Raw genomic sequence first — 22,234 nt, forward strand, 5'->3', positions numbered from 1 at the left:
AGCGCGCGTCCGGGGCCGGCGGGATGCCCTGGAACATCCGCCGGTCCGGGTGCCGCTCGTGTCCCGGACGCCGGGTCCGGCGCACGGCCTCGGCGGCTGCCGCTCGATCCCGGCCCCCGGCTCGTCCTCGGCTTCCCACAACCGGGGGTGGGCAACCCGCGCCCCTTCGTCAGAGGCTCCCCGTGTCCCCCGCCGGTACCGGCCCGCTGGTCCCCCGTACCACCAGCTTCGGTTCCAACACCGCCTCGCGCGGCTCCAGTTCCGGCTTCTCCAGCCGTTCCACGGCGAAGCGCACCGCGTGTTCCGCCATCAGCGCCGCGTCCTGGCGGACGGTGGTCAGACCGATCGGCATCACGTGGGAGAGGTGGCTGTCGTCGTAGCCGACCACGGACAGGTCGCGGGGAATCTCCACGCCGGACCGGGTCAAGGACATCAACAGGCCCATCGCGCTACGGTCGTTGCCGGCGAGGACGGCGGTCGGCAGGGGCTGCCCCCGGTCGCGTTCCGCGAGGAGGAGGCGGCCGGTCTCGATGCCCGACTCCTCCGTGTGGTCGCCGGGTACGACACGGGCCTCGGACTCCAGGCCGTGCCGGCGCATCGCCGCCCGGTACGCGCGCCGCCGCTCGGCCGAGCCGGGACCCCGGCCGCCGTCGATGTGCACGATCCGCCGGTGCCCCAGCCCGACGAGGTGGTCCATCGCCTGCCGTACGCCCCTGCCCTCGGCGGAGTGCACGAAGTCGACGTGGGCCCGGGGGACCCGGCGGCTGACGGAGACGGCGACGGTACGGCGCCCCAGCTCTTCGAGGAGGGCGGGTTCGGCGAAGGAGCCGAGCAGGATCAGGGCCTCGCAGCGGTGGCTGAGCAGCGCCTCGACGGCCTTCTCCTCGCTGCGGCTCCGGGTGGCGCCGGACAGCAGGACCTCGTAGCCGAGGCGTTCGGCCTCGGGGTAGATGCCCTCGATGAGGTCGGTGTGGAAGGTCTGGTGGACGGTGAACATCACGCCGAGTGTGCGGCTGCGGCCCCGCGCCAGCAGCCGGGCCGCGCTGTCGGGCCGGTAACCGATCTCGTCGGCGACCCGCAGCACCCGCTCCCGGGTCTCCTCGCTCGCCCCCGGCTGCTTGCGGAACACGATCGAGACGAGCGCCCGGGAGACACCCGCCTTCGCGGCGACGTCCGCCATCGTGGGCCGCTGCTTGCCCGATGCATCCACCTGTGATCCCACCCTCCGATCGCCGCCCACCTTAGGGCCTGTCGTCCGGATCACGCCCGGACCGGGACCGAGGCCGTGAGGCCTCCCGGCGGGGGGCTATTGGCATGACATGCGGACAGGGGTCATCGTACGCGAACTAGAGCGCACCAGTAGAGCGCGGCACATCCGTCCGTCCCTGCCCCGCCGGGAGCGGGACTCGGGCACCGGCGGGCATCTCCCCCACCGGTGCCCGAGGGCGCGTCGGGCGAGAGGGTCAGGCGAGGGTCACCTCGACCGGCAGCTTCTTGATGCCGTTGACGAAGTTGGAGCGCACGCGCGGGACGTCACCGACGAGACGGATGTCGGCGAGGCGCGGGATCAGCTCCTCGAACATGATGCGGATCTCGGTACGGGCCAGCAGGTTGCCCAGGCACAGGTGCGGGCTGCCCTTGCCGAAGGTGACGTGGTCGTTGTCGGCACGGGCGACGTCGAGGTCGTAGGGGTTGCCGAAGACCTCCTCGTCGCGGTTGCCGGAGGCGTACCACATGACGACCTTGTCGCCCTCCTTGACCTGCTTGCCGCCGAGTTCGACGTCTCGGGTCGCGGTGCGGCGGAAGTGGTAGACGGGGGACGCCCAGCGCAGGAACTCCTCGGTCGCCGTCGGGATCAGGGAGGGGTCCTCCTGGAGGCGGGCGAGCTGCTCGGGGTGCTGGAGCAGGGCCAGCATGGAGTGGGTGATGGTGTGGCGGGTGGTCTCGTTGCCGGCGACGACCAGGAGCAGGAAGTAGTTGTCGAAGTCCTGTGCGGAGAGCGGGACGCCGTCGCGCGGGGTGGTGTTGACCAGCTTGGAGACCAGGTCGGTGCCGTCGCCGCCGCGCCGCTGCCGGGCCAGTTCGCGGCCGTACTCGAAGACTTCGAGGGAGGCGGGCGAGCGGAACGGCAGGTGCCGGTACTGCTCGCTCTCCGCGCTGTTCAGCAGGACGTCGGCGTAGTCGGGGTCGGTGTTGCCGATGATGCGGTTGCCCCAGTCGATGAGCCGCTGGTTGTCCTCCGGGGGTACGTCGAGGAGCCGGGCGAGGACGTTGATGGGGAAGTCGGCGGAGACGTCGGCGACGAAGTCGAAGGTGCCCTTGGCGAGCGCCGCGTCGAGGGTGGTGGCGGTGAGGCCGCGCAGGAAGTCGGTGTAGCTGTTGATGACGTTCGCGCCGAACTGGCGCTGGATCACGCTGCGCAGCGCGCGGTGGCGGACACCGTCCAGCTCCAGGATGGAGGCGCGGGTCCTGATCTGGTCCTCGTCGACCTCTTCGAGGTTGACGAACTTCGTCGAGGTGAAGGTCTCGGCGTCGCGGTCGACGCGGGCGATGTCGGCGTGCCGGGTCACCGCCCAGAACCCGGAGTTGGGGGCCTCCTCCGGCTGCCAGTGCACCGGGTCCTGGTGGCGCAGGGTGTGGAACATACGCCACGGGGTGACACCGTCGGTGAAGTTGTCGAGGTCGGCGAGGTCCACGTCGTCCAGCGGCATGGGCTCCTGGACGGCTTCGCGTACGGAGGCGGAGGGGAGGCGGGCGGAAGTGGTCATGGCGGTGGTTCTCCTGGGCTTCACAGGTGGTAGGCGTACTCGGTGAACTCCCAGTCGGTGACGTGCCGTTGGAAGCGTTCGACCTCATCGCGCTTGTAGGTGAGGTACGAGGTGGTGAAGTCCTTGCCGAGGATCTCGGTGAGGGCGGTGTCCGCCTCCAGCGCGTCGAGGGCGGCGGGCAGGCTCATGGGCAGCACGGCCGCTCGGGCGGTGTCGTAGCCGTAGCCCTCCAGCGGGGCGGGGGGCTCCTCGCCCGCGCGGACGCCGAGCAGCGCGGCGGCGAGCGTGCCCGCGATCAGCAGATACGGGTTGGCGCTCGCGTCGCCGAGCCGCAGCTCCAGACGGGCGCCGGAGCCGCGCTCGGGCGGGATGCGGACCATGGCGCTGCGGTTGTCCAGCCCCCAGTCGATCAGCCAGGGCGCGAGGGTGTCCGGGCCGAACCGCTTGTAGGAGTTGACCGTCGGGTTGGCGAGGGCGGCGAGTGCCGGGGCGTGGGCGAGGACACCGGCGATGGCGTGGCGGCCGGTCTCGGACAGTCCGTACCGGCCCGAGGGGTCGTCGAAGGTGTTGTGTCCCCGCTCGTCGTCGCAGGAAACGTGGAGGTGGAAGCCGGAGCCGCCCGCGTCGTTGAAGGGCTTGGCCATGAAGGTGGCGAGGCGGCCCTCCTTGCGCGCGAGTTCCTTGACGGCGGCCTTGAAGCGGAAGGAGCGGTCGGCGGCCGAGAGGGCCTCCGAATGCGTCAGGTTGATCTCGAACTGGCCGCCGTCGAACTCGTGGTTGCCGTTGGTGACGCCGATGCGCAGGTCGCGGAGGAGGCGCAGGGTGCGCAGCAGGTGGTTGTCGGGGTCGGCGCGCAGGCCGGCCGTGTAGACGACGCCGGTGGCGCCCGAGTAGCGCTTGAAGCCGCTGGGGGACGCGGGGTCCTCGTCGCAGAGGAAGTATTCGAGTTCGGGGCCGACCACCGGGCGCAGTCCCTGTTCGGCGCAGCGGGCGAGCAGCGAGCGCAGCAGGTCGCGGGGGGACTCGGAGGCGGGTGCCCCGGTGGCCGGGTCGATGGTCTCGCCGAGACAGGTGGCGACTCCGGGCTCCCAGGGCAGGGCGAGCAGGGTGTCGAGATCCGGGCGCACATGGATGTCGGGCAGGCCGGCGTCCAGGCCCCCGGCCACGGGAACGACGTCGCCCTGGGGTGAGGTGTGGTAGACCGCCCGGCAGAAGGCGAGCCCGTGCTCGCACGCCGTCGGCAGCTGGTCGAGCAACACATCCCGGGCCCGGTCGGTGCCGATGAGGTCGGGGTAGGTCACCCGGACCACGTCGATGCCCTCTGCGGCCAGCCGCTCCTGGTAGTGCCCGACGGACGGCGTTTCGGATGCGCTCACCGTTGTCTCCTCGACGACTGGGGCCAATTGTTTGATGCCAAACGATAAGAACGACTCCATCGGCCCGCAAGGGGTCGGCCACAAAAATTATCCACCTGGACAGGTATTGACCGCAGGGTGACGGCTTCCTATGTTGTTTGACGCCAAACGAGATTCTTCTCCGTTCGCTTCGCCATCCCGCCCGACGCCCTGACTCCCAGGAGGACCGGCCATGAAGGTCGTCGTCGACATGAACAAGTGCCAGGACCACGGACAGTGCGTCTTCGCCGCCCCCGACGTCTTCCAGCTCGACGAGAACGGGCACCTGGCCTACGTCAGCGACCCCGACGACGCCCTCCTCGACGAGGTCGAGGAGGCCGCCGACGTCTGTCCGCTCCAGGCCATCCGGATCGAGGCCTGAGCCCCATGCCAGGAACCGGGACAGAGACAGGGGCGGGCGGCGTGGTCGTCGCGGGGGCCTCCATGGCCGGTCTGCGCGCCGCCGAGCAGCTGCGGGCGGCAGGATGGACCGGGGCCGTCACCGTCATCGGCGACGAGCCCCACATGCCCTACAACCGGCCCCCGCTGTCCAAGGAGGTGCTGGCCGGGAAGGCGCCCTTCGAGTCGCTGGCCTTCCGTCCCCGCGCGAGCGTCGCCGACGTGGAGTGGCGGCTCGGCACCAAGGTCGTCGCCGCGCGCCTCGCCGAGCGGACCGTCGAGCTGGACAACGGTTCGACGCTGTCGTACGACGGCCTGGTCGTCGCCACCGGTATGCGGCCCCGTCGGCTCGGCTGCTCCGGCCCGCTCGCCGGCCGCCACACGGTCCGTACGCTGGCCGACGCCCAGGGTCTGCGGGACGAGCTGACCCGGCCCGGTGCCCGGGTGGTCGTGATCGGCGCCGGGTTCATCGGCTGCGAGGTCGCCGCCACGGCCGTGGGCCTCGGTGTCGCCGAGGTGACCGTGGTCGATCCGCTGCCGCTGCCCATGGTCGGCCCGCTCGGTGAGCTGCTCGGGCGCGCGCTGCTGCGGCGGCACGAGGAGCGCGGGGTGCGGTTCGCGCTCGGCACGGGCGTCGCCGGGTTCGAGGGCGAGGACCGGGTCACGGGTGTGGTGCTCGGCGACGGGACCGTACTGCCCGCCGACGTGGTGGTGGAGTCGGTGGGCTCGGTCGCCAACGTCGAATGGCTGGAGGGCAACGGCCTCGATCTGTCCGACGGCGTGCTCACCTGCGAGCAGTTGCGGGTCGGCGGGCGGCCCGAGGTCGTCGCCGTCGGCGACGTCGCCCGCTTCCCCAACGCCCGCTACGACGGCGTACCCCGCCGGGTCGAGCACTGGTCCATTCCCACGGACACCGCCAAGCATGCGGCAAAGGTCCTCGTCGGCCGTCTCACCGGCGCGGCCGCGCAGACTGCCCCCTTCGGACCGCTGCCCACCTTCTGGAGCGACCAGCACGACTTCCGGCTGCAGTCCTTCGGCGCGCCGGTCCTCGGCAGGGAGGACGTACGGGTCCTGGACGGCGACCCGGCCACGGACGTCCTGGTCGGCTACCACCACGACGGCCGGCTGGTCGGCGTCGTCGCGCTCGGCGGCCCCGCCACCGTGTCCGCCGCCGCCCGCTACCGCGCCGAGCTGCTCAAGCAGCCCGCCCTCACCGCGTAAGGACCCTCCTGACCATGACCAGTGTCCGTGGATACTTCCACCCCAAGACGGCGAGCGGCGGCTCGTCGCTCATCCCCTCCCCGCCCTGGCGCTACTCGGGCGACCTGCTCACCGTCGAGTACCGCACGGATCCCGCGCGGGTACGTGAACTGCTGCCGCAGCCGCTGGAGTTGGCCGACGAGGACCCCGGCGCGGTCGCGCTGATCTGGGCCGACTGGCAGTCCTGCTCGGCGTCGGGGGCGGAACTGCTCGACCCCGTCCTCTCCCAGTACAAGGAGGCCTTCGCGGTCGTCCGCTGCCAGTACCGGGGACGGACGTACTCGCGGTGCGTCTACATCTGGGTCGACAAGGACTTCGCGATCGCCCGCGGGCTGCACCAGGGCTATCCGAAGAAGCTCGGGTCCATCCACCAGACGCGGCCGCATCCCCTCGGGCCCGCTCCGCGGATCGAGGCGGGGGCGCGGTTCGGGGCGACGCTGGCGGCCGCGGACCGCCGGCTCGCGCAGACGGTGGTGACGCTGCGGGAGCCGGCGGAGACGAACGGGTTCGTGAACGCGCATCCCATGGCTCATCACCGGTGGCTGCCGTCGATCGAGAAGGGGAAGGGGCTGGCGCTCGACGAGCTGATCGAGACCGGCGCGGCTTCCTTCGAGGGGGGTCGGCCGTGGGTCGGTGACGCGGAGTTGGAGCTGTTCGAGGCGCCGACCGAGGAGTTGGCCCGCTTGGAGATCCGTGAGCCGATCGCCGCGTACTACCGGCAGGTGGGGGTCGTCTGGGACGGCGGGCGGTTGTTGGAGTCCGGGTTGTCGGGAGCGAGTGCCGAGTAGGGCCGTCGTCGAGGTGCGGGTGGTCGTGGGCCGATCGCGCCCACCCGGCGGAGCCGCACATCGATACGGCTCCGCGCCCCCAGGTCGGTGGGTCCGTCCCTATCCCGAGAAGGAATCCCTTTCATGTCAGACAAAATCGTCGTCGCGGGTGTCTCCGTCGACACCCGGCACTGGATCGGTGGCCGACGGGTCGCCTCCGCCGGGACCTTCACCGATGTCTCCCCCATCGACGGTCGTGTCCTCGGTGAGATCGCTCGCGGCGGTCCCGGCGAGGCCGAGGCCGCTGTCGTCGCCGCCCGTGAGGCCTTTCCCGGCTGGGCCGCCACCCCCCGCGCCGAACGCGCTCGCATCCTGCACGCCATCGCCGACGGGGTCGAGAAGCGGCTCGAAGAGCTGGCCGTCGTCGAGACGAACGACAACGGGGCGCTGCTGCGGTCGCACCGGCGGGGTGTGATGCCGCGGGTGGCGCACAACTTCCGGTTCTTCGCGGACTGGCTGCTGACGCTGGAGCACGAGGACTTCGAGACGCGCGGGCACACCAACCAGGTGAGCTGGGACCCGGCGGGGCCGTCCGTGCTGATCACGCCGTGGAACACGCCGCTGATGCTGGCCACCTGGAAGATCGCCCCGGCCCTCGCCGCCGGCAACACGGTGATTCTCAAGCCCGCCGAGTGGACTCCGCTGACGGCGTCGCTGCTGGCGGACATCGCCGCCGAGGCGGGGCTGCCCGCCGGGGTGCTCAATGTCGTCCAGGGGTACGGATCGGAGATCGGTGACGCGCTCACCTCGCACCCGGACGTGCGCCGGATCAGCTTCACGGGATCGGTGCCGACGGCCAGGCGGATCGCCGGGTCGGCGGCGCCCAACCTCACCCCGCTGAGCCTCGAACTCGGCGGCAAGTCACCGCTGTTGGTGTTCGCGGACGCCGATCTGGACCTGGCCGTCGACCTAGCGGTGGAGCAGTACGACAACGCCGGGCAGGTGTGCCTGGCCGCGACGCGGTTCCTCGTGGAGGAGTCGGTGGCCCAGGAGTTCACCCGGCTGTTCGTGGAGAAGGCGTCGGCGCTGAAGCAGGGTGACCCGCGCGACGAGGCCACCGACATCGGGCCCAACATCCACCCCCGGCAACTGGAGAAGATCGACGGGTTCGTGCGGCGGGCCGTGGCCGACGGGGCCCGTGTGGTCATCGGCGGGCACCGCGAGGGCGAGCAGTACTACGCGCCCACCCTGCTCACCGATGTCGCCCAGGACTCGGAGATCGTGCAGGAGGAGGTCTTCGGGCCGGTCCTGACCCTGCAGACCTTCACCGACGAGGACGAGGCGGTCCGGCTCGCCAACGACACCCGCTTCGGGCTGGCCGCCACCCTGGCCACCGGTGACACCGAGCGCGCCGCGCGGGTGACCGAGCGGCTGGTTGCGGGCACGGTGTGGGTGAACTGCTTCTTCGTCCGCGACCTGCGGGCCCCCTTCGGTGGCTCCCGTCACTCCGGGGTCGGCCGGGAGGGCGGCACCTGGAGCTTCGACTTCTACTGCGACGTGAAGAACACCGTGACCGCGCCGAACGGATGGAACAACCATGGGTGAGATCGTCGGGGCGGGACTTCTCGCCCATGTCCCCACCATCGTCCTGCCGGAGGCCGACCGGCTGGAGCTCAACGGGGGCAAGGAGATCACCCTCGTCACCGGCCTGCAGCAGCTCCGTGAGGACGTCTTCGAGCGCGATACCGCCAACGAATACGACACCGTCGTCGTCCTCGACTCGCACTGGGCGACGACGGTCGAGTTCGTGGTCACCGCTCAGCAGCGCCGGGCCGGTCTGTTCACCTCCGAGGAGCTGCCGCGCGGGATGTGCCGGATGCCGTACGACTTCCCCGGCGACCCCGAACTCGCCCACAACATCGCTTCGTTCGCCGACAAGCACGGCACCTGGATCACCGCGATCGAGGACGAGTACCTGCCGATCTACTACGCCACGATCAACCTGTGGAAGTTCCTCGGCGAGGGTCTGCCCGACAAGCGGTGGGTGACCATCGGGGTCTGTCAGACCGGTGACATGGAGGACCATCTGCGGCTGGGGCGGGCGCTCCCCGACGGCATCGCCGCCACCCCCGGGCGACGGGTCCTGCTCATCGCGTCCGGCGCCCTCTCCCACACCTTCTGGCCGCTGCGCGAGCTGCGCGACCACGAGGCCGGCGACCCGGTGCACATCTTCACGCCCGAGGCGCGCGAGGCCGACCAGGAGCGGATCGCCTGGTTCAAGGAGGGCCGGCACGACAAGGTCCTCGACACCATGGACGAGTTCTGGAAGTACAAGCCCGAAGCCAGGTTCTTCCACTACCTGATGATGGCGGGCGCGCTGGGCGAACAGGCCTGTGTCGCAAGGGCCCGCCAGTACGGGGAGTACGAGAACTCCATCGGCACCGGACAGGTCCACCTCTGGTTCGACCGCCCCGCCGACGGCTGGACCGGCGACGACCGTCCCGGCACACCCGCGGCCGTCGCCCCGAGCAACCCACACACCCGCAGCTAGCCGTATCCAGGAGTCCTCATGCCCGAGTACCGCCGCATCCTCCTCGACGGGACCACCGTCCAGGTCACCGTCGACGGCGACGAACTGGTCGCCGGGGACGGCCGCCGCCTCAAGATCGAGGAGGCCCACCACCTCCCCCCGGTCGTGCCGTCGAAGGTGATCGCCGTCCACCTCAACCACCGCAGCCGCGTCGACGAGTTCCGGATCGGACTGCCCGAGACGCCCACCTACTTCCACAAGCCGACCTCCTCCCTCAACAGCCACAAGGGCGCCGTCGTCCGCCCCGACGGCTGCAAGTGGCTCAACTACGAGGGCGAGGTCGCCATCGTCATCGGGAGGACCGCGCGGAACATCGCGCCGCAGGACGCGGGCGAGTACATCGCCGGCTACACCGTCGCCAACGACTACGGTCTGCACGACTTCCGTGACACCGACGCCGGTTCGATGCTGCGGGTGAAGGGGTCCGACACCCTCTGCCCGCTGGGCCCGGGGCTCGTCACCGACTGGGACTTCCACGGCAAGCGGCTGCGGACGTACGTCAACGGCGAGGTGGTCCAGGACGGTTCGACGGACGAGATGAAGTGGGACATGCACTACCTCGTCGCCGACATCGCCCGCACCATCACCCTGTACCCGGGGGACGTCCTGCTCTCCGGCACTCCGGCCAACTCCCGGCCCGTACAGCCCGGCGACATCGTCGAGGTGGAGGTGGAGGGCCTCGGCCGGCTCACCAACCACATCGTCACCGGCCCCACCCCGGTACGCACCGACGTCGGCGCACAGCCCACCGAGTCCGAGGAGGTCCTCTCCACGGCGCTCGGCGGCGACTGGGAGTTCCGTGGCATCCGCCCGCCGAAGCGATGACGCCCGGGCGCGGTGACGGGCAGGCGGCGGGCGGGAGGCAGCCGGGTAGGTCACGCGCATGACCGACTCCGCCGACGCCGCCGACACCCCGAGGAGTCGACGGCCACGCAAACGTCTCCACTACGGCGAGGGGCGCGAGGCTCTGCTGAACGCCGCCGTACACGTGGTGGCGCGGGGCGGGCTGCGCAGGCTCACCTATCGCGCCGTCGCGGAAAAGGCTGAGGTCACCCACGGGCTCGTCGTGCACCACTTCGGGTCGCGTGACGCCCTGGTCGAGGAGGCCCTCGCCCACACCATCCGCACCTCGCTCGACACCAGCTCCCTCGAACCGGGCACCGGCAAGGTCGCGGACTTCTCCACCCGACTGTCCGAGATGGTCACGGCCGACCCGGACACCCAGGCCTTCCAGTACGAGCTGCTGCTCGAATCCCGGCGTCGGCCGGAGCTGCTGCCGCAGATCCGTGAGCTGTACGACGAGTACTTCGACGCCGCCCGGCGCGAGCTGGGCCGGATCCTGCCGGCCGGCGCGGACAAGGCGCTGACGCGGCTGGTCTTCGCCGCGCTCGACGGCCTGGTCCTGCATCAGCTCGTCCTCGGCGAGCCCGCCGTCACGGACGCCGCCCTGGAGGAGCTGCGCTCCCTGCTGCGGCTGCTCGACGCCCATGGCGACGCCCACGAAACCCATGCCGCCAAGGACACCGGCGAAGCCCGCGGATAGCCGCTGACCTCAGCGGTTCCGGCCCCGGACGTGCGCCGTCCGGGGCTGCTCGCCGTCCCCGCGCACGATCGGAAAGCCCGGCGAAAATCTTCACGTGACCCCTTGCCAATCGGATAGTTCGGGCCCACGATAAGGCAACTCGTTTGGGCCTAAACGAATCCATCCCTCCCCGTCCCCGACAGGTGATCCGAGTGGACAGTCAGACGGCGGTCGCCGCGCACAGCTCACAAGATCCATCCACGGCAGGCAGGCTCAAGCCCGATTCCCTCGGCGTCCTGGGCATCCTGTTCTTCGTCCTTTCCGCCCAGGCCCCGCTGACCGGCATCGCCGGAGCCGTGCCCATCGCCGTCGTCATCGGCAACGGGGCCGGTGTCCCCGCCGCGTATCTCGCGGCCGGCGTCGTGATCCTGTTGTTCTCCATCGGCTTCGTCGCCATGGGCCGCCACGTCGTGGACGCCGGCGCCTTCTACACATACATCGGCAAGGGCCTGGGCCGCTCGACCGGCTCCGGCAGCGCCGGCGTCGCGCTCTTCGCCTACTGCGCCATCCAGGCCGCGATGTACGGCCTCTACGGCGCGACGGTGAGCGGCCTCGTCGAGCACTACGCCGACGTGACGATCGCCTGGTGGGTGTGGGCGCTGGTCACCATGGTGGTCGTCCAGGTCCTCGGCTCCGCCGGGATCGAGATGGGCGCCAAGCTCCTGGCCGTGTTCGTCCTGGCGGAGTTCAGCATCCTGATCGCCTTCGCCTTCGTGACCTTCTTCAAGGGCGGCGGCCCCGAGGGGCTCGGCCTCGCCGACAGCTTCTCGCCGGACGCGGCGCTCCAGGGCGCTCCCGGTGTGGCGCTGATGTTCGCCGTGGCGTCGATGTTCGGCTTCGAGGCGACCGCCATCTACGGCGAGGAGGCCCGGGAGCCCAGGAAGACGGTCCCCCGCGCCACCTATCTGTCGGTCGCGGTGGTCACCGGATTCTTCGCCTTCACCTCGTGGATGCTGGTCTCCGCGCACGGTGCCTCACAGGCGACGGCTCAGGCGGGCAAGGCCCTGGAGAGCGGCGACGCCGCGGGCTGGGTCTTCGCCCCCATCGCGGCGGAGTTCGGTGCCTGGACCGGCGATGTCCTGCCCGTCCTGCTGGCCACCTCGCTGTTCGCGGGCATCCTGGCGTTCCACAACTCCGCCAACCGCTACCTGTTCTCGCTGGGCCGTGAAGGTCTGCTGCCGCGCGGGCTGGCCACGCTCAACCGGCGCCGCTCCCCCTGGGCGGCCGGCCTCGTCCAGACCGTGATCGCGGTGGCCCTGGTCATCCCGTTCGCGCTCCTCGGCAAGGACCCCGTGCTGACGCTCTTCTCCTGGTTCAGCGGGGTGGCCGTCCTGGCGATGATGCTCCTGTACTTCCTGACCTCCGTCTCCGTGGTCGTCTTCTTCCGCCGCACCTGTGCCGACACCCGGCCCTGGAACACGCTGATCGCACCGGTCCTGGGCGCGCTCGGCATCGCCTGGGCGATCTGGCTGATCATCGAGAACTTCACCACGCTCATCGGCGGCGACCGGGCCACCGCCGTGTGGCTCCAGCTGACCGTCCCCGCGGTGCTGGTCCTGGGTCTCGTCGTGGCACGGGTGACCCGGGGGCGGCAGACGGTCACCGACTGACCGCCGCTCACCTTCGCCGATCCGAACCCCTCACAACGACAGGAATGAGGAGAGCCGATGCCCGCCGCCCTCGCCCACGACGACCTGCTCCGTCGCGCCAAGGAACTGGATCTGCCCGACCAGCACCACATCGACGGGGTGGACGAGCCGGGCGGGGGCGCCTCCTTCGCCGTCGTGTCACCGCGTGACGGTCAGGTCCTCGTCGAGGTCCCCGACGCGCGGAGCGCCGAGGTCGACCTGGCCGTGGCCGCCGCCCGCCGCGCCTTCGACTCCGGCCCCTGGCCCCGCCTGGCACCCGCCGACCGCGGCCGGATCCTGCTCCGCGTCGCCGAACTCCTGGAGGAGCAGCGGGAGAAGCTCGCCCTGACCATCACCCTGGAGATGGGCAAGCCGTTCAGAGAAGCGCACGACATCGAGCTGCGCGCCGCGATCAACACCTTCCGCTGGTACGGGCAGCTGGCCGACAAGCTCACCGACGAGTCGCCCCACACCGCCCCCGACGCCCTCGCCCTGGTCACCCGCGAACCGACGGGTGTCGTGGGCGCGGTGGTGCCGTGGAACTTCCCCCTGACACTGGCGAGCTGGAAGGTGGCCCCGGCGCTGGCGGCCGGCTGCACGGTCGTCCTGAAGCCCTCGGAGAACTCCCCGCTGTCCGCCCTGCTGCTGGGCCGGATCGCCACCGAGGCCGGACTCCCGCCGGGCGTCCTCAACGTCGTCACCGGTGACGGGCCGACCGCCGGGCGGGCCATCGGACTGCACCCCGATGTGGACGTCCTGGCCTTCACCGGCTCCACGGCGGTCGGCCGGCACTTCCTGCACTACGCCGCCGACTCCAACCTCAAGCGGGTCTGGCTGGAGCTTGGCGGCAAGTCGCCGAACATCATCCTTCCCGACGCCCCCGACCTGGAGAGGGCCGCCGCCACCGCCGCCTGGGGCATCTTCTTCAACCAGGGCGAGATGTGCACCGCCCCCTCCCGGCTCCTGGTGCACTCCTCCGTCGCCGAACGTGTCACCGACGCGATCGTGGCCCGGGCCGGGGAACTGCGCGTCGGCGACCCGCTGGACCCGGCCACCGAGATGGGCGCGCTGGTCCGCGAGGCCCACCTCGAACGCGTCCTCGGCCACATCGGCACGGGCGTCACCGAAGGCGCGCGACTGCGGGCCGGTGGCGAACGCACCCTGACCGGCACCGGCGGCAGCTATCTGCGGCCCACCGTCTTCGACCGGGTGGACCCCGGCATGCGGCTGGCCCGCGAGGAGATCTTCGGCCCCGTCCTGTCCGTCCTCACCTTCGACGACCTCGACGAGGCCGTACGGCTCGCCAACGCCACCGAGTACGGCCTCGCCGCCGGCCTGTGGACCTCCGACCTGTCCACCGCCCACCAGGTCTCCCGCGCGCTCAAGGCGGGGACGGTCTGGGTCAACTGCTACGAGGAGGGGGACCTGACCGTCCCCTTCGGCGGCATGAAGCAGTCGGGCAACGGCCGCGACAAGTCCGCCCACGCCGTCGAGAAGTACACCGAGCTGAAGACCACGTGGATCCAGCTGTGACCCGGCCCCTGATAGCGATACCCGCCCGTTTCTCCGCCACGACCTCCGCACTGCGCTACGCCGCCGAGGTCAACGCCCGTGCCCTGATCGAGGCCGTCTGGCGGGCGGGCGGCGAACCCGCGAGCATCCACCCGGCCGCCGGCGGCGCGGCCGCCCGCCTGGCCCGCTTCGATGGCGTCCTCCTCCCGGGCGGCGGTGACCTCGCCCCGTACCGCTACGGGGCGGCCGACACCCACGACAGCGTGTACGACGTCGACGAGGCGCAGGACGCCTTCGACCTGGAAGTCGCCCGCGCCGCCCTGCGCTCGGGCATCCCCCTGCTCGCGGTCTGCCGGGGCCTCCAGGTCGTCAACGTCGCCCTGGGCGGCATCCTGGAACAGGACATGGGCGGCCCGGAGCGCGAACACCGCCACCTCGTGCACCCGGTGGCGCTCCGGCGCGGAACCGTGCTGGAGCGTGCCACCGGCGCGCAGAAGGTGGAGGCGTCCTGCTACCACCACCAGCGGGTGGACCGGCTGGGCGAGGGACTGGAGATCACCGCCCGCGCCGCCGACGGCACCGCGGAGGGCCTCGAACTCCGGGGCGCCCCCGGCTGGTTCACCGCCGTCCAGTGGCACCCCGAGGACACCGCGCACGAGGACCCCGTGCAGCAGGCCCTCTTCGACGCCCTCGTACGGGCCGCCGGGGACCGACGCTGAAACCGGCGGCCGGGGACGCCCCGCACCGCCGGTTTCGCGGCCGTCAGTCCTCGCCGCCCTCCAGGTCCCCTTCCGTCTCCAGGTACACCTGGCGAAGCCCCTCCAGCACCGCCGGGTCGGGCTTCTCCCACATGCCGCGCGACTCCGCCTCCAGCAGCCGCTCGGCGATGCCGTGCAGGGCCCAGGGGTTGGCCCGCTGCAGGAACTCGCGGTTGGTCTCGTCCAAGACATAGGTCTCGGTGAGCTTGTCGTACATCCAGTCGGCGATCACACCGGTGGTGGCGTCGTAGCCGAACAGGTAGTCGACGGTGGCGGCGAGTTCGAAGGCGCCCTTGTACCCGTGGCGGCGCATCGCCTCGATCCACTTGGGGTTCACCACGCGGGCCCGGAAGACCCTCGACGTCTCCTCGACGAGGGTGCGGGTGCGGACCGTCTCGGGGCGGGTGGAGTCGCCGATGTACGCCTCGGGGGCGGTGCCGCGCAGGGCGCGGACCGTGGCCACCATGCCGCCGTGGTACTGGAAGTAGTCGTCGGAGTCGGCGATGTCGTGCTCACGGGTGTCCGTGTTCTTCGCGGCCACCTCGATCCGCTTGTACGCGGTCTCCATCTCCTCGCGGGCCGGGCGGCCGTCGAGTTCGCGGCCGTAGGCGTAGCCGCCCCACACCGTGTAGACCTCGGCGAGGTCGGCGTCGGTGCGCCAGTCCCGGGAGTCGATGAGCTGGAGCAGTCCGGCGCCGTACGTGCCGGGCCGGGAGCCGAAGATGCGGGTGGTGGCCCGGCGTTCGTCGCCGTGTTCCGCCAGGTCGGCCTGGACGTGGGCGCGGACGTGGTTGGTCCCGGCCGGTTCGTCCAGGGACGCGGCGAGGCGTACGGCGTCGTCGAGCAGCCCGATGGTGTGCGGGAACGCGTCGCGGAAGAAGCCCGAGATGCGCAGGGTGACGTCGATGCGCGGGCGGCCCAGCTCCTCGGCCGGGATGGCCTCCAGGCCGGTCACCCGGCGCGAGGCGTCGTCCCAGACGGGCCGGACGCCGAGCAGGGCCAGCGCCTCGGCCACGTCGTCGCCCGCCGTGCGCATCGCGCTCGTCCCCCACAGCGACAACCCGACCGACGTGGGCCATTCGCCGTTGTCGGCGCGGTAGCGCTCCAGCAGGGAGTCCGCGAGGGCCTGGCCTGTCTCCCAGGCGAGGCGGGAAGGGACGGCCTTGGGGTCGACGGAGTAGAAGTTGCGGCCCGTCGGGAGGACGTTCACCAGGCCCCGGAGGGGGGAGCCCGAGGGGCCCGCCGGGACGAAGCCGCCGTTCAGCGCGTGCACGGTGTGGTCGAGTTCGGCCGTGGTCGCGGCGAGCCGGGGCACGACCTCGCGGGCGGCGAACTCCAGGATCGCGGCGACCTGTTCGCCGTGCTCGGTGGGGACGGCGGCGAGGTCCCAGCCCGCGTCCTCCATCGCCTGCACCAGCGTGCGGGCCTTCTCCTCCGCCTCGTCTGCGGTCGTGCGGGTCGCGGCGGACTCGTCGAGGCCGAGGGCCTCGCGCAGGCCGGGCAGAGCGGTGGTGCCGCCCCAGATCTGGCGGGCGCGCAGGACGGCGAGGACCAGGTTGACGTGGTCGGCGCCGGTGGGCGGGTTGCCCAGGACGTGCAGACCGTCGCGGATCTGGGCGTCCTTGACCTCGCAGAGCCAGCCGTCGACGTGCAGGAGGAAGTCGTCGAAGCCGTCGTCCTCCGGGCGGTCGTTCAGGCCGAGGTCGTGGTCGAGCCTGGCGGCCTGGATGAGGGTCCAGATCTGGGCGCGGATCGCCGGGAGCTTCGCCGGGTCCATGGAGGAGATCTGCGCGTACTCGTCGAGGAGTTGCTCAAGACGCGCGATGTCGCCGTAGGAGTCGGCGCGGGCCATCGGCGGGACCAGGTGGTCGACGAGGGTGGCGTGGACGCGGCGCTTGGCCTGGGTGCCCTCGCCCGGGTCGTTGACCAGGAAGGGGTAGACCAGGGGGAGGTCGCCGAGGGCGGCGTCGGGGCCGCAGGCGGCGGACAGGCCCGCGTTCTTGCCGGGCAGCCACTCCAGGTTGCCGTGCTTGCCGAGGTGGATCATCGCGTCGGCGCCGAAGCCGCCGTCCTCGGCACGGGCGGCGATCCAGCGGTAGGCGGCCAGGTAGTGGTGGGAGGGCGGGAGGTCCGGGTCGTGGTAGATCGCGATCGGGTTCTCGCCGAAGCCGCGCGGCGGCTGGATGAGGATCAGCAGGTTGCCGAAGCGGAGGGCCGCGAGGACGATGTCGCCCTCCGGGTTGGCGCTGCGGTCGACGAACATCTCGCCGGGCGCCGGCCCCCAGTGCTCCTCCACGGCCGTGCGCAGCTCCTCGGGGAGCGTGGCGTACCAGCGGCGGTAGTCGGCCGCCGGGATGCGGGCCGGGTTGCGGGCCAGCTGCTCCTCGGTGAGCCAGTCCTGGTCGTGACCGCCGGCCTCGATGAGGGCGCGGATCAGTTCGTCGCCGTCGCCGGAGGCCAGGCCGGGGACGTCGGCGCCCCCGAAGTCGTAGCCCTCGTCGCGCAGGCGGCGCAGCAGGGCGACCGCGCTGGCGGGGGTGTCCAGGCCGACCGCGTTGCCGATCCGGGAGTGCTTGGTCGGGTAGGCGGACAGGACGAGCGCGAGGCGCTTGTCGGCGTTGGCGATGTGCCGGAGTCGTGCGTGGCGTACGGCGATTCCGGCGACGCGGGCGGCACGCTCGGGGTCGGCGACGTAGGCCGGGAGGCCGTCCTCGTCGATCTCCTTGAAGGAGAACGGGACGGTGATCAGGCGGCCGTCGAACTCGGGGACGGCGATCTGACTGGCCGCGTCGAGCGGGGAGACGCCCTCGTCGCTCTCCTCCCAGGCGGCACGCGAGCCGGTCAGGCACAGGGCCTGGAGGATCGGCACGTCCAGGCCGGTGAGTGCGCCCGCGTCCCAGGACTCGTCGTCGCCGCCGGCCGACGCCTCGGCGGGCTTGGTGCCGCCCGCGGCGAGGACCGTGGTGACGATGGCGTCGGCGGCGCGGAGTTCCTCGATCAGCTCGGGCTCGGGCGCGCGCAGGGAGGCCACGTACAGCGGGAGCGCGCGGGCGCCGGTGTCCTCGATCGCCTCGCACAGGGCGCCCACGAACGCGGTGTTGCCGCTCATGTGGTGGGCCCGGTAGTAGAGCACGGCGACGGTCGGGCCGTCGGTGCCCGCGCGCGGGGTGCGCTCCAGCGGGCCCCAGGACGGGGCGGGCGCGGGGGCGTCGAAGCCGTGGCCGGTGAGCAGGACGGTGTCGGAGAGGAAGCGGGCGAGCTGCTCCAGGTTGGCGGGGCCCCCGTGGGCGAGGTAGGCGTGGGCCTCGGCGGCGATGCCTACGGGGACCGTGGAGGCGGCCATCAGCTGGGCGTCGGGGGCCTGTTCACCGGTGAGGACGACGACCGGGCGGCCGTCGGCGAGCAGCAGGTCGAGGCCGTCCTGCCAGGCGCGGATGCCGCCGAGGAGGCGTACGACGACCAGGCCGGCGCCGTCGAGGAGCGCCGGGAGGTCGTCCAGCGCGAGACGGGACGGGTTGGCGAAGCGGTACGGGACCGGGCCGTCGGCAGCGCGGGCGCTGAGCAGGTCGGTGTCGGACGTCGACAGGAGCAGGATGTGGGGCTGCGCGGAGCGCTCCCCGGACGGTGACTGCATGCGGCTGCTGGCCTTCCTCGGGGTCCGCGCCCCGGGCGGTGTCGGATCGAAAGGCTCCCCTGCTCGGGCGGGACCGAGGGGTACGGGGAAGGGAGTTCCTGACTCGCCCGCCCCTCCTGGGGCGGGCTCACAGTGGCGGGACCGCGCCGGACTCACACCGGGCTTCCTCCCCTGTCGCCGTGGTGGCGTCGGCGGACCGGATGATCCACCAAGCAGCATAGTAAGGGTCGCCTCAAAAGGGCGGAGCATACGTCCCTGATGCCGGTGGGTATGCTCGCGGCCATGTCCACGCCTCCCGTCCGATCATCGTCCCAGGCCACAGCGGTCACACGGGACCGTGGCGACGCCTGCCCGGGGACGCTGCGGCTGCACGCGGCGGACGACGGGGCGCTGGCCCGGGTCCGGGTGCCCGGCGGGGTGCTGACCGTCCGCCAGGCCGAGGCGCTCGCCGAGTCGGCGCGGCGGCTCGGCGACGGTGAGCTGCATCTCACCTCACGCGGCAATGTGCAGCTGCGGGGACTTGCCGACAGCTGCGGGGGCGAGCTGGCAGAGTCGCTGGACGCGGCCGGGCTGCTCCCCTCCCCCGGGCACGAACGGGTGCGCAACATCGTCGCCTCGCCCCTGTCGGGCCTCGACGGGCGGGGCCTGCGGGACGTTCGGCCCTGGCTGTCGGCCCTCGACGCGGCGCTGTGCGCGAGCGAGGCGGCGCGGGCGTTGTCGGGCCGGTTCCTGTTCGCGCTCGACGACGGGCGGGGGGACGTGGCCGGGCTCGACGCCGACGTGACCGTGCGGGCGGACGAGGACGGCGGCGCGCTGCTGAGCCTCGGATCGGCCGACGAGGCACTGTCCGTGCCCGGCGAGGACGCGCCCCGTGCCGCGCTGGCGGCCGCCGAGACATTCTTGGAGGCGGCGCGGGAGAGCGGCTCCCGGGTCTGGCGTGTGACCGAACTCCCCTCCCAGGACGGGCTGCTCCGCCTGGTCCGCGGCCGTCTGGCAGCCGACGGCATCGACGCCGTGAGCCGGGACCGGACCGGAACCGGGACGCCCCGGACCGAGGGCCCGCCCCCCGGAGCCGTCGGCGACGCCCTCTGCGTACACCCACCCCTCGGCCGCCTCACCGCCCTGCAGTGGCGGGAGTTGACACACCTCGCGTCCACGACCCGCTCCCGTGAGCTGCGGCTGACGCCCTGGCGCGGAGTCGTCGTCCCCACACCGGGCATGAGCGAGGAGCAGGCGTCCGAAGCGCTCGCCCGGCTCTGCGTGACCGGCCTCGTCACCGATCCTGCCTCCCCCTGGCTCCGCGTCGGTGCCTGCATCGGGCGGCCCGGCTGCGCCAAGTCCCTGGCGGACGTGCGGGCGGACGCCACCGAGAGCCTCGACGCGGCCGGGCACGGCGGCAGCCTCCCCCTGTACTGGTCCGGCTGCGAGCGCCGCTGCGGCCGTCCTCGGGGCGAACGGATCGACGTGGTGGCCGTGTCCGGCGGTGGCTACCAGCTCTCCCGCACGGCCCCCGGACAGGACCCACGCACCGCCTTCATGGCCGCCCCCGGCCAACTCGCCACCGCCCTGGCGGCGATCACCCCATGAGCCACACGAAGCGCACGACCCGCACGACCCGCACGACCGACACCCTCATGACGACCGAGAGCAGCGAGAAGACCACCGTGACCACGTACGACTACGAGAAGGACGGCCCGGCGATCTACCGGCAGTCCTTCGCCACCATCCGCGCGGAGGCGGACCTCGCGGCCCTGCCCGCCGACGTCAGCCAGGTCGCGGTCCGGATGATCCACGCCTGCGGAATGGTCGACCTCGTACGGGACTTGACGTACACGCCCGACGTGGTGGCCCGCGCACGTGAGGCCCTGCGCGCCGGCGCGCCCATCTTCACCGATGTGCGGATGGTGGCCAGCGGCGTGACCCGCAAGCGGCTGCCCGCCGACAACGACGTGCTGTGCACGCTCTCCGACCCGGCCGTCCCCGAGCTGGCGGCGAAGCTGGGCACCACGCGCAGCGCCGCCGCGCTGGAGCTGTGGCGGGACCGGCTGGAGGGTGCGGTCGTGGCCGTCGGCAACGCGCCCACCGCGCTCTTCCGCCTCCTGGAGATGATCGAGGAGGGCGCGCCCCGGCCCGCCGCCGTCATCGGCGTGCCGGTCGGGTTCGTCGGCGCCGCCGAGTCCAAGGACGCGCTCGCCGCGCACCCGTCGGGCCTGGAGCACATCGTCGTACGCGGCCGTCGTGGCGGGAGCGCCATGGCCGCCGCCGCGCTCAACGCGATCGCGAGTGAGGAAGAGTGAGCGGGGAGACAGTGCGCGGCAAGCTGTACGGGGTGGGGCTCGGCCCCGGTGACCCGTCCCTGATGACCGTCCGGGCCGTCGAGGTGATCTCCGAGGCCGATGTGATCGCGTATCACAGTGCCCGGCACGGCCGTTCCATCGCCCGCTCGATCGCGGCGAAGCATCTGCGCGCCGACCAGATCGAGGAACGGCTGATGTACCCGTTGACGACGGAGACCACCGATCATCCGGGCGGTTACAAGGGCGCGATGGAGGAGTTCTACGCGCAGGCGTCGGCGCGGCTGGCCGCGCATCTCGACGCGGGGCGCACGGTCGCGGTCCTCGCCGAGGGCGACCCGCTCTTCTACGGCTCCTACATGCACATGCACAAGCGGCTCGTCGACCGCTACGACACCGAGGTCGTCCCGGGTGTCACGTCGGTGTCCGCCGCCGCGGCCCGGCTGGGCACACCGCTGGTCGAGGGCGAGGAGGTGCTGACGATCCTGCCGGGCACCCTGCCCGAGGAGGAGCTGGCCGCACGGCTCGCCGCGACGGACGTGGCCGTGGTGATGAAGCTGGGGCGGACCTTCACCAAGGTCCGCAGCGCGCTGGAGAGTTCGGGGCGGCTGGGCGAGGCCCGCTATGTCGAGCGGGCCACCATGCCCGGGGAGCGGCTCGCCGAACTGGCGGACGTGGACCCGGAGTCGGTGCCGTACTTCTCGGTGGCCGTGCTGCCCAGCCAGGTCGACACCGAGCGGCCCGAGGCCCGGGAGCGGGGCGAGGTCGTGGTGGTCGGGACCGGGCCGGCCGGTCCGCTGTGGCTGACGCCCGAGACGAGGGGCGCGCTCGCCGCCGCCGACGACCTGGTCGGCTACACCACCTATCTGGACCGGGTGCCGCAGCGGGCGGGGCAGGTCCGGCACGGCTCGGACAACAAGGTCGAGTCGGAGCGCGCCGAGTTCGCCCTCGATCTGGCCCGGCGCGGGCGGCGGGTCGCGGTCGTCTCCGGCGGCGACCCGGGGGTCTTCGCCATGGCGACGGCCGTGCTGGAGGTCGCCGCGCAGGACGAGTACACGGACGTCCCGGTACGGGTGCTGCCAGGGGTGACCGCCGCCAACGCGGCCGCCGCCCGCGCGGGCGCACCGCTCGGCCACGACTACGCCACGATCTCCCTCTCCGACCGGCTCAAGCCGTGGGAGGTCATCGCCGAGCGGCTGCGCGCGGCGGCCTCGGCGGACCTGGTGCTGGCGCTGTACAACCCCGGTTCGCGCAGCCGCACCTGGCAGGTGGGCAAGGCACGCGAGCTGCTGCTGGAGCACCGGGCGCCGGACACCCCGGTCGTGGTCGCGCGGGACGTGGGCGGCTCCGGCGAGCGGGTACGGATCGTACGGCTGGCCGAGCTGGACCCGGCCGAGGTCGACATGCGCACGATCCTGCTGGTCGGCTCCTCGCAGACCCGGGTCGTCCGGCGTGGGGACGGCGAGGAGATCGTCTGGACACCGCGCCGGTATCCGGAGGGGTGAGCGGGGCGGTACGGCGAGCGGCGGCCGCCGGGGCAGCGGGTACGGCAATACGCGTGCGCCTGCGGCAGCCGGGTTCAGCAGGTACGGCAACACCTGTGCGCCCGCGGCAGCCGGGGGTCGGCGGGCGGTGAGGCGCTCGTCGG

Annotated in this window: 17 protein-coding genes and 1 riboswitch; of the genes, 13 read left to right on the forward strand and 4 right to left on the reverse strand. The window is 72.2% G+C overall.

Going from position 1 to position 22,234, the window contains the following annotated elements; genetic code table 11:
- Positions 1 to 169: 169 nt before the first annotated feature.
- The 3 genes from AWZ10_RS01405 to AWZ10_RS01415 all read right to left on the reverse strand — a co-directional run bounded on the left by AWZ10_RS01405 (position 170) and on the right by AWZ10_RS01415 (position 4,144).
- Entirely contained in the window at positions 170 to 1,180 is a 1,011-nt protein-coding gene (locus tag AWZ10_RS01405; RefSeq protein ID WP_046708034.1) for a LacI family DNA-binding transcriptional regulator, read from the reverse strand.
- Between the two features lie 283 nt (positions 1,181 to 1,463).
- Positions 1,464 to 2,768 (reverse strand): cytochrome P450, encoded by a 1,305-nt coding sequence (locus tag AWZ10_RS01410; protein WP_060890237.1) that lies wholly within the window; start codon positions 2,766 to 2,768, stop codon positions 1,464 to 1,466.
- Positions 2,769 to 2,788: 20 nt separating this feature from the next.
- Positions 2,789 to 4,144, reverse strand: coding sequence for a glutamine synthetase family protein (locus AWZ10_RS01415; RefSeq protein ID WP_046708036.1), 1,356 nt, complete (start codon positions 4,142 to 4,144; stop codon positions 2,789 to 2,791).
- A gap of 211 nt (positions 4,145 to 4,355) precedes the next feature.
- Between AWZ10_RS01415 and AWZ10_RS01420 the strand changes: the two genes are divergently transcribed.
- The 10 genes from AWZ10_RS01420 (at position 4,356) to AWZ10_RS01465 (ending at position 14,619) form a co-directional block, all read left to right on the forward strand.
- Entirely contained in the window at positions 4,356 to 4,544 is a 189-nt protein-coding gene (locus AWZ10_RS01420; protein WP_037698699.1) for a ferredoxin, read from the forward strand.
- Between the two features lie 5 nt (positions 4,545 to 4,549).
- Positions 4,550 to 5,782 carry an NAD(P)/FAD-dependent oxidoreductase gene (locus AWZ10_RS01425; protein ID WP_205576340.1) on the forward strand — a complete coding sequence of 411 codons (1,233 nt, stop codon included), beginning with the start codon at positions 4,550 to 4,552 and terminating at the stop codon, positions 5,780 to 5,782.
- A gap of 14 nt (positions 5,783 to 5,796) precedes the next feature.
- A complete protein-coding gene (locus AWZ10_RS01430) occupies positions 5,797 to 6,609 on the forward strand; it encodes an acetoacetate decarboxylase family protein (RefSeq protein ID WP_046708038.1) in 813 nt (270 codons plus the stop codon).
- A 123-nt stretch (positions 6,610 to 6,732) separates the two neighbouring features.
- Positions 6,733 to 8,193 (forward strand): aldehyde dehydrogenase, encoded by a 1,461-nt coding sequence (locus tag AWZ10_RS01435; protein ID WP_060890239.1) that lies wholly within the window; start codon positions 6,733 to 6,735, stop codon positions 8,191 to 8,193.
- Positions 8,186 to 9,139, forward strand: a complete 954-nt coding sequence (locus AWZ10_RS01440) for a 3,4-dihydroxyphenylacetate 2,3-dioxygenase (protein ID WP_060890240.1) — start codon at positions 8,186 to 8,188, stop codon at positions 9,137 to 9,139. Before AWZ10_RS01435 ends, AWZ10_RS01440 begins: the two co-directional genes overlap by 8 nt.
- A gap of 18 nt (positions 9,140 to 9,157) precedes the next feature.
- Positions 9,158 to 10,003 carry a fumarylacetoacetate hydrolase family protein gene (locus AWZ10_RS01445; protein WP_060890241.1) on the forward strand — a complete coding sequence of 282 codons (846 nt, stop codon included), beginning with the start codon at positions 9,158 to 9,160 and terminating at the stop codon, positions 10,001 to 10,003.
- Positions 10,004 to 10,061: 58 nt separating this feature from the next.
- The gene (locus AWZ10_RS01450) at positions 10,062 to 10,721 is read left to right on the forward strand and encodes a TetR/AcrR family transcriptional regulator (protein WP_060890242.1); all 660 of its coding nucleotides are present in this window, start codon (positions 10,062 to 10,064) and stop codon (positions 10,719 to 10,721) included.
- Between the two features lie 191 nt (positions 10,722 to 10,912).
- The gene (locus AWZ10_RS01455) at positions 10,913 to 12,370 is read left to right on the forward strand and encodes an APC family permease (protein ID WP_060890243.1); all 1,458 of its coding nucleotides are present in this window, start codon (positions 10,913 to 10,915) and stop codon (positions 12,368 to 12,370) included.
- Positions 12,371 to 12,427: 57 nt separating this feature from the next.
- On the forward strand, positions 12,428 to 13,921 hold the full coding sequence (locus AWZ10_RS01460) for an aldehyde dehydrogenase (protein WP_046708044.1): 1,494 nt from the start codon (positions 12,428 to 12,430) through the stop codon (positions 13,919 to 13,921).
- On the forward strand, positions 13,918 to 14,619 hold the full coding sequence (locus AWZ10_RS01465) for a gamma-glutamyl-gamma-aminobutyrate hydrolase family protein (protein ID WP_060890244.1): 702 nt from the start codon (positions 13,918 to 13,920) through the stop codon (positions 14,617 to 14,619). The genes AWZ10_RS01460 and AWZ10_RS01465 overlap by 4 nt, the downstream gene beginning before the upstream one ends.
- Positions 14,620 to 14,662: 43 nt before the next feature.
- On the opposite strand, the gene cobN is transcribed toward AWZ10_RS01465, so the two are convergent.
- Positions 14,663 to 18,292: a cobaltochelatase subunit CobN gene (cobN, locus tag AWZ10_RS01470; protein WP_060890245.1), complete on the reverse strand. Its 3,630-nt coding sequence runs from the start codon at positions 18,290 to 18,292 to the stop codon at positions 14,663 to 14,665.
- Positions 18,293 to 18,384: 92 nt separating this feature from the next.
- Positions 18,385 to 18,461, reverse strand: a riboswitch (cobalamin riboswitch).
- 89 nt (positions 18,462 to 18,550) lie between these two features.
- Here cobN and cobG point away from each other — a divergent pair.
- From cobG to AWZ10_RS01485, 3 genes are read left to right on the forward strand one after another with little or no spacing between them, the layout of a single operon-like run.
- Positions 18,551 to 19,879 carry a precorrin-3B synthase gene (cobG, locus tag AWZ10_RS01475; RefSeq protein WP_060890246.1) on the forward strand — a complete coding sequence of 443 codons (1,329 nt, stop codon included), beginning with the start codon at positions 18,551 to 18,553 and terminating at the stop codon, positions 19,877 to 19,879.
- Between the two features lie 47 nt (positions 19,880 to 19,926).
- Positions 19,927 to 20,589 (forward strand): precorrin-8X methylmutase, encoded by a 663-nt coding sequence (locus tag AWZ10_RS01480; protein ID WP_107417362.1) that lies wholly within the window; start codon positions 19,927 to 19,929, stop codon positions 20,587 to 20,589.
- Positions 20,590 to 20,600: 11 nt separating this feature from the next.
- Positions 20,601 to 22,091, forward strand: a complete 1,491-nt coding sequence (locus AWZ10_RS01485; protein ID WP_046708048.1) for a precorrin-2 C(20)-methyltransferase — start codon at positions 20,601 to 20,603, stop codon at positions 22,089 to 22,091.
- Positions 22,092 to 22,234 lie beyond the last annotated feature (143 nt).

It is taken from the genome of Streptomyces europaeiscabiei, from assembly GCF_001550375.1.
Lineage (GTDB): Bacteria > Actinomycetota > Actinomycetes > Streptomycetales > Streptomycetaceae > Streptomyces > Streptomyces europaeiscabiei.

What these genes read in the sequence shown, in the direction of transcription:
- AWZ10_RS01405 (WP_046708034.1), bottom strand. Translation starts at nt 1,180, where the DNA reads ATGGCGGACGTCGCCGCGAAGGCGGGTGTCTCCCGGGCGCTCGTCTCG.
- AWZ10_RS01410 (WP_060890237.1), bottom strand. Translation starts at nt 2,768, where the DNA reads ATGACCACTTCCGCCCGCCTCCCCTCCGCCTCCGTACGCGAAGCCGTC.
- AWZ10_RS01420 (WP_037698699.1), top strand. Translation starts at nt 4,356, where the DNA reads ATGAAGGTCGTCGTCGACATGAACAAGTGCCAGGACCACGGACAGTGC.
- AWZ10_RS01425 (WP_205576340.1), top strand. Translation starts at nt 4,550, where the DNA reads ATGCCAGGAACCGGGACAGAGACAGGGGCGGGCGGCGTGGTCGTCGCG.
- AWZ10_RS01430 (WP_046708038.1), top strand. Translation starts at nt 5,797, where the DNA reads ATGACCAGTGTCCGTGGATACTTCCACCCCAAGACGGCGAGCGGCGGC.
- AWZ10_RS01435 (WP_060890239.1), top strand. Translation starts at nt 6,733, where the DNA reads ATGTCAGACAAAATCGTCGTCGCGGGTGTCTCCGTCGACACCCGGCAC.
- AWZ10_RS01440 (WP_060890240.1), top strand. Translation starts at nt 8,186, where the DNA reads ATGGGTGAGATCGTCGGGGCGGGACTTCTCGCCCATGTCCCCACCATC.
- AWZ10_RS01445 (WP_060890241.1), top strand. Translation starts at nt 9,158, where the DNA reads ATGCCCGAGTACCGCCGCATCCTCCTCGACGGGACCACCGTCCAGGTC.
- AWZ10_RS01450 (WP_060890242.1), top strand. Translation starts at nt 10,062, where the DNA reads ATGACCGACTCCGCCGACGCCGCCGACACCCCGAGGAGTCGACGGCCA.
- AWZ10_RS01460 (WP_046708044.1), top strand. Translation starts at nt 12,428, where the DNA reads ATGCCCGCCGCCCTCGCCCACGACGACCTGCTCCGTCGCGCCAAGGAA.
- cobN (WP_060890245.1), bottom strand. Translation starts at nt 18,292, where the DNA reads ATGCAGTCACCGTCCGGGGAGCGCTCCGCGCAGCCCCACATCCTGCTC.
- cobG (WP_060890246.1), top strand. Translation starts at nt 18,551, where the DNA reads ATGCCGGTGGGTATGCTCGCGGCCATGTCCACGCCTCCCGTCCGATCA.
- AWZ10_RS01480 (WP_107417362.1), top strand. Translation starts at nt 19,927, where the DNA reads ATGACGACCGAGAGCAGCGAGAAGACCACCGTGACCACGTACGACTAC.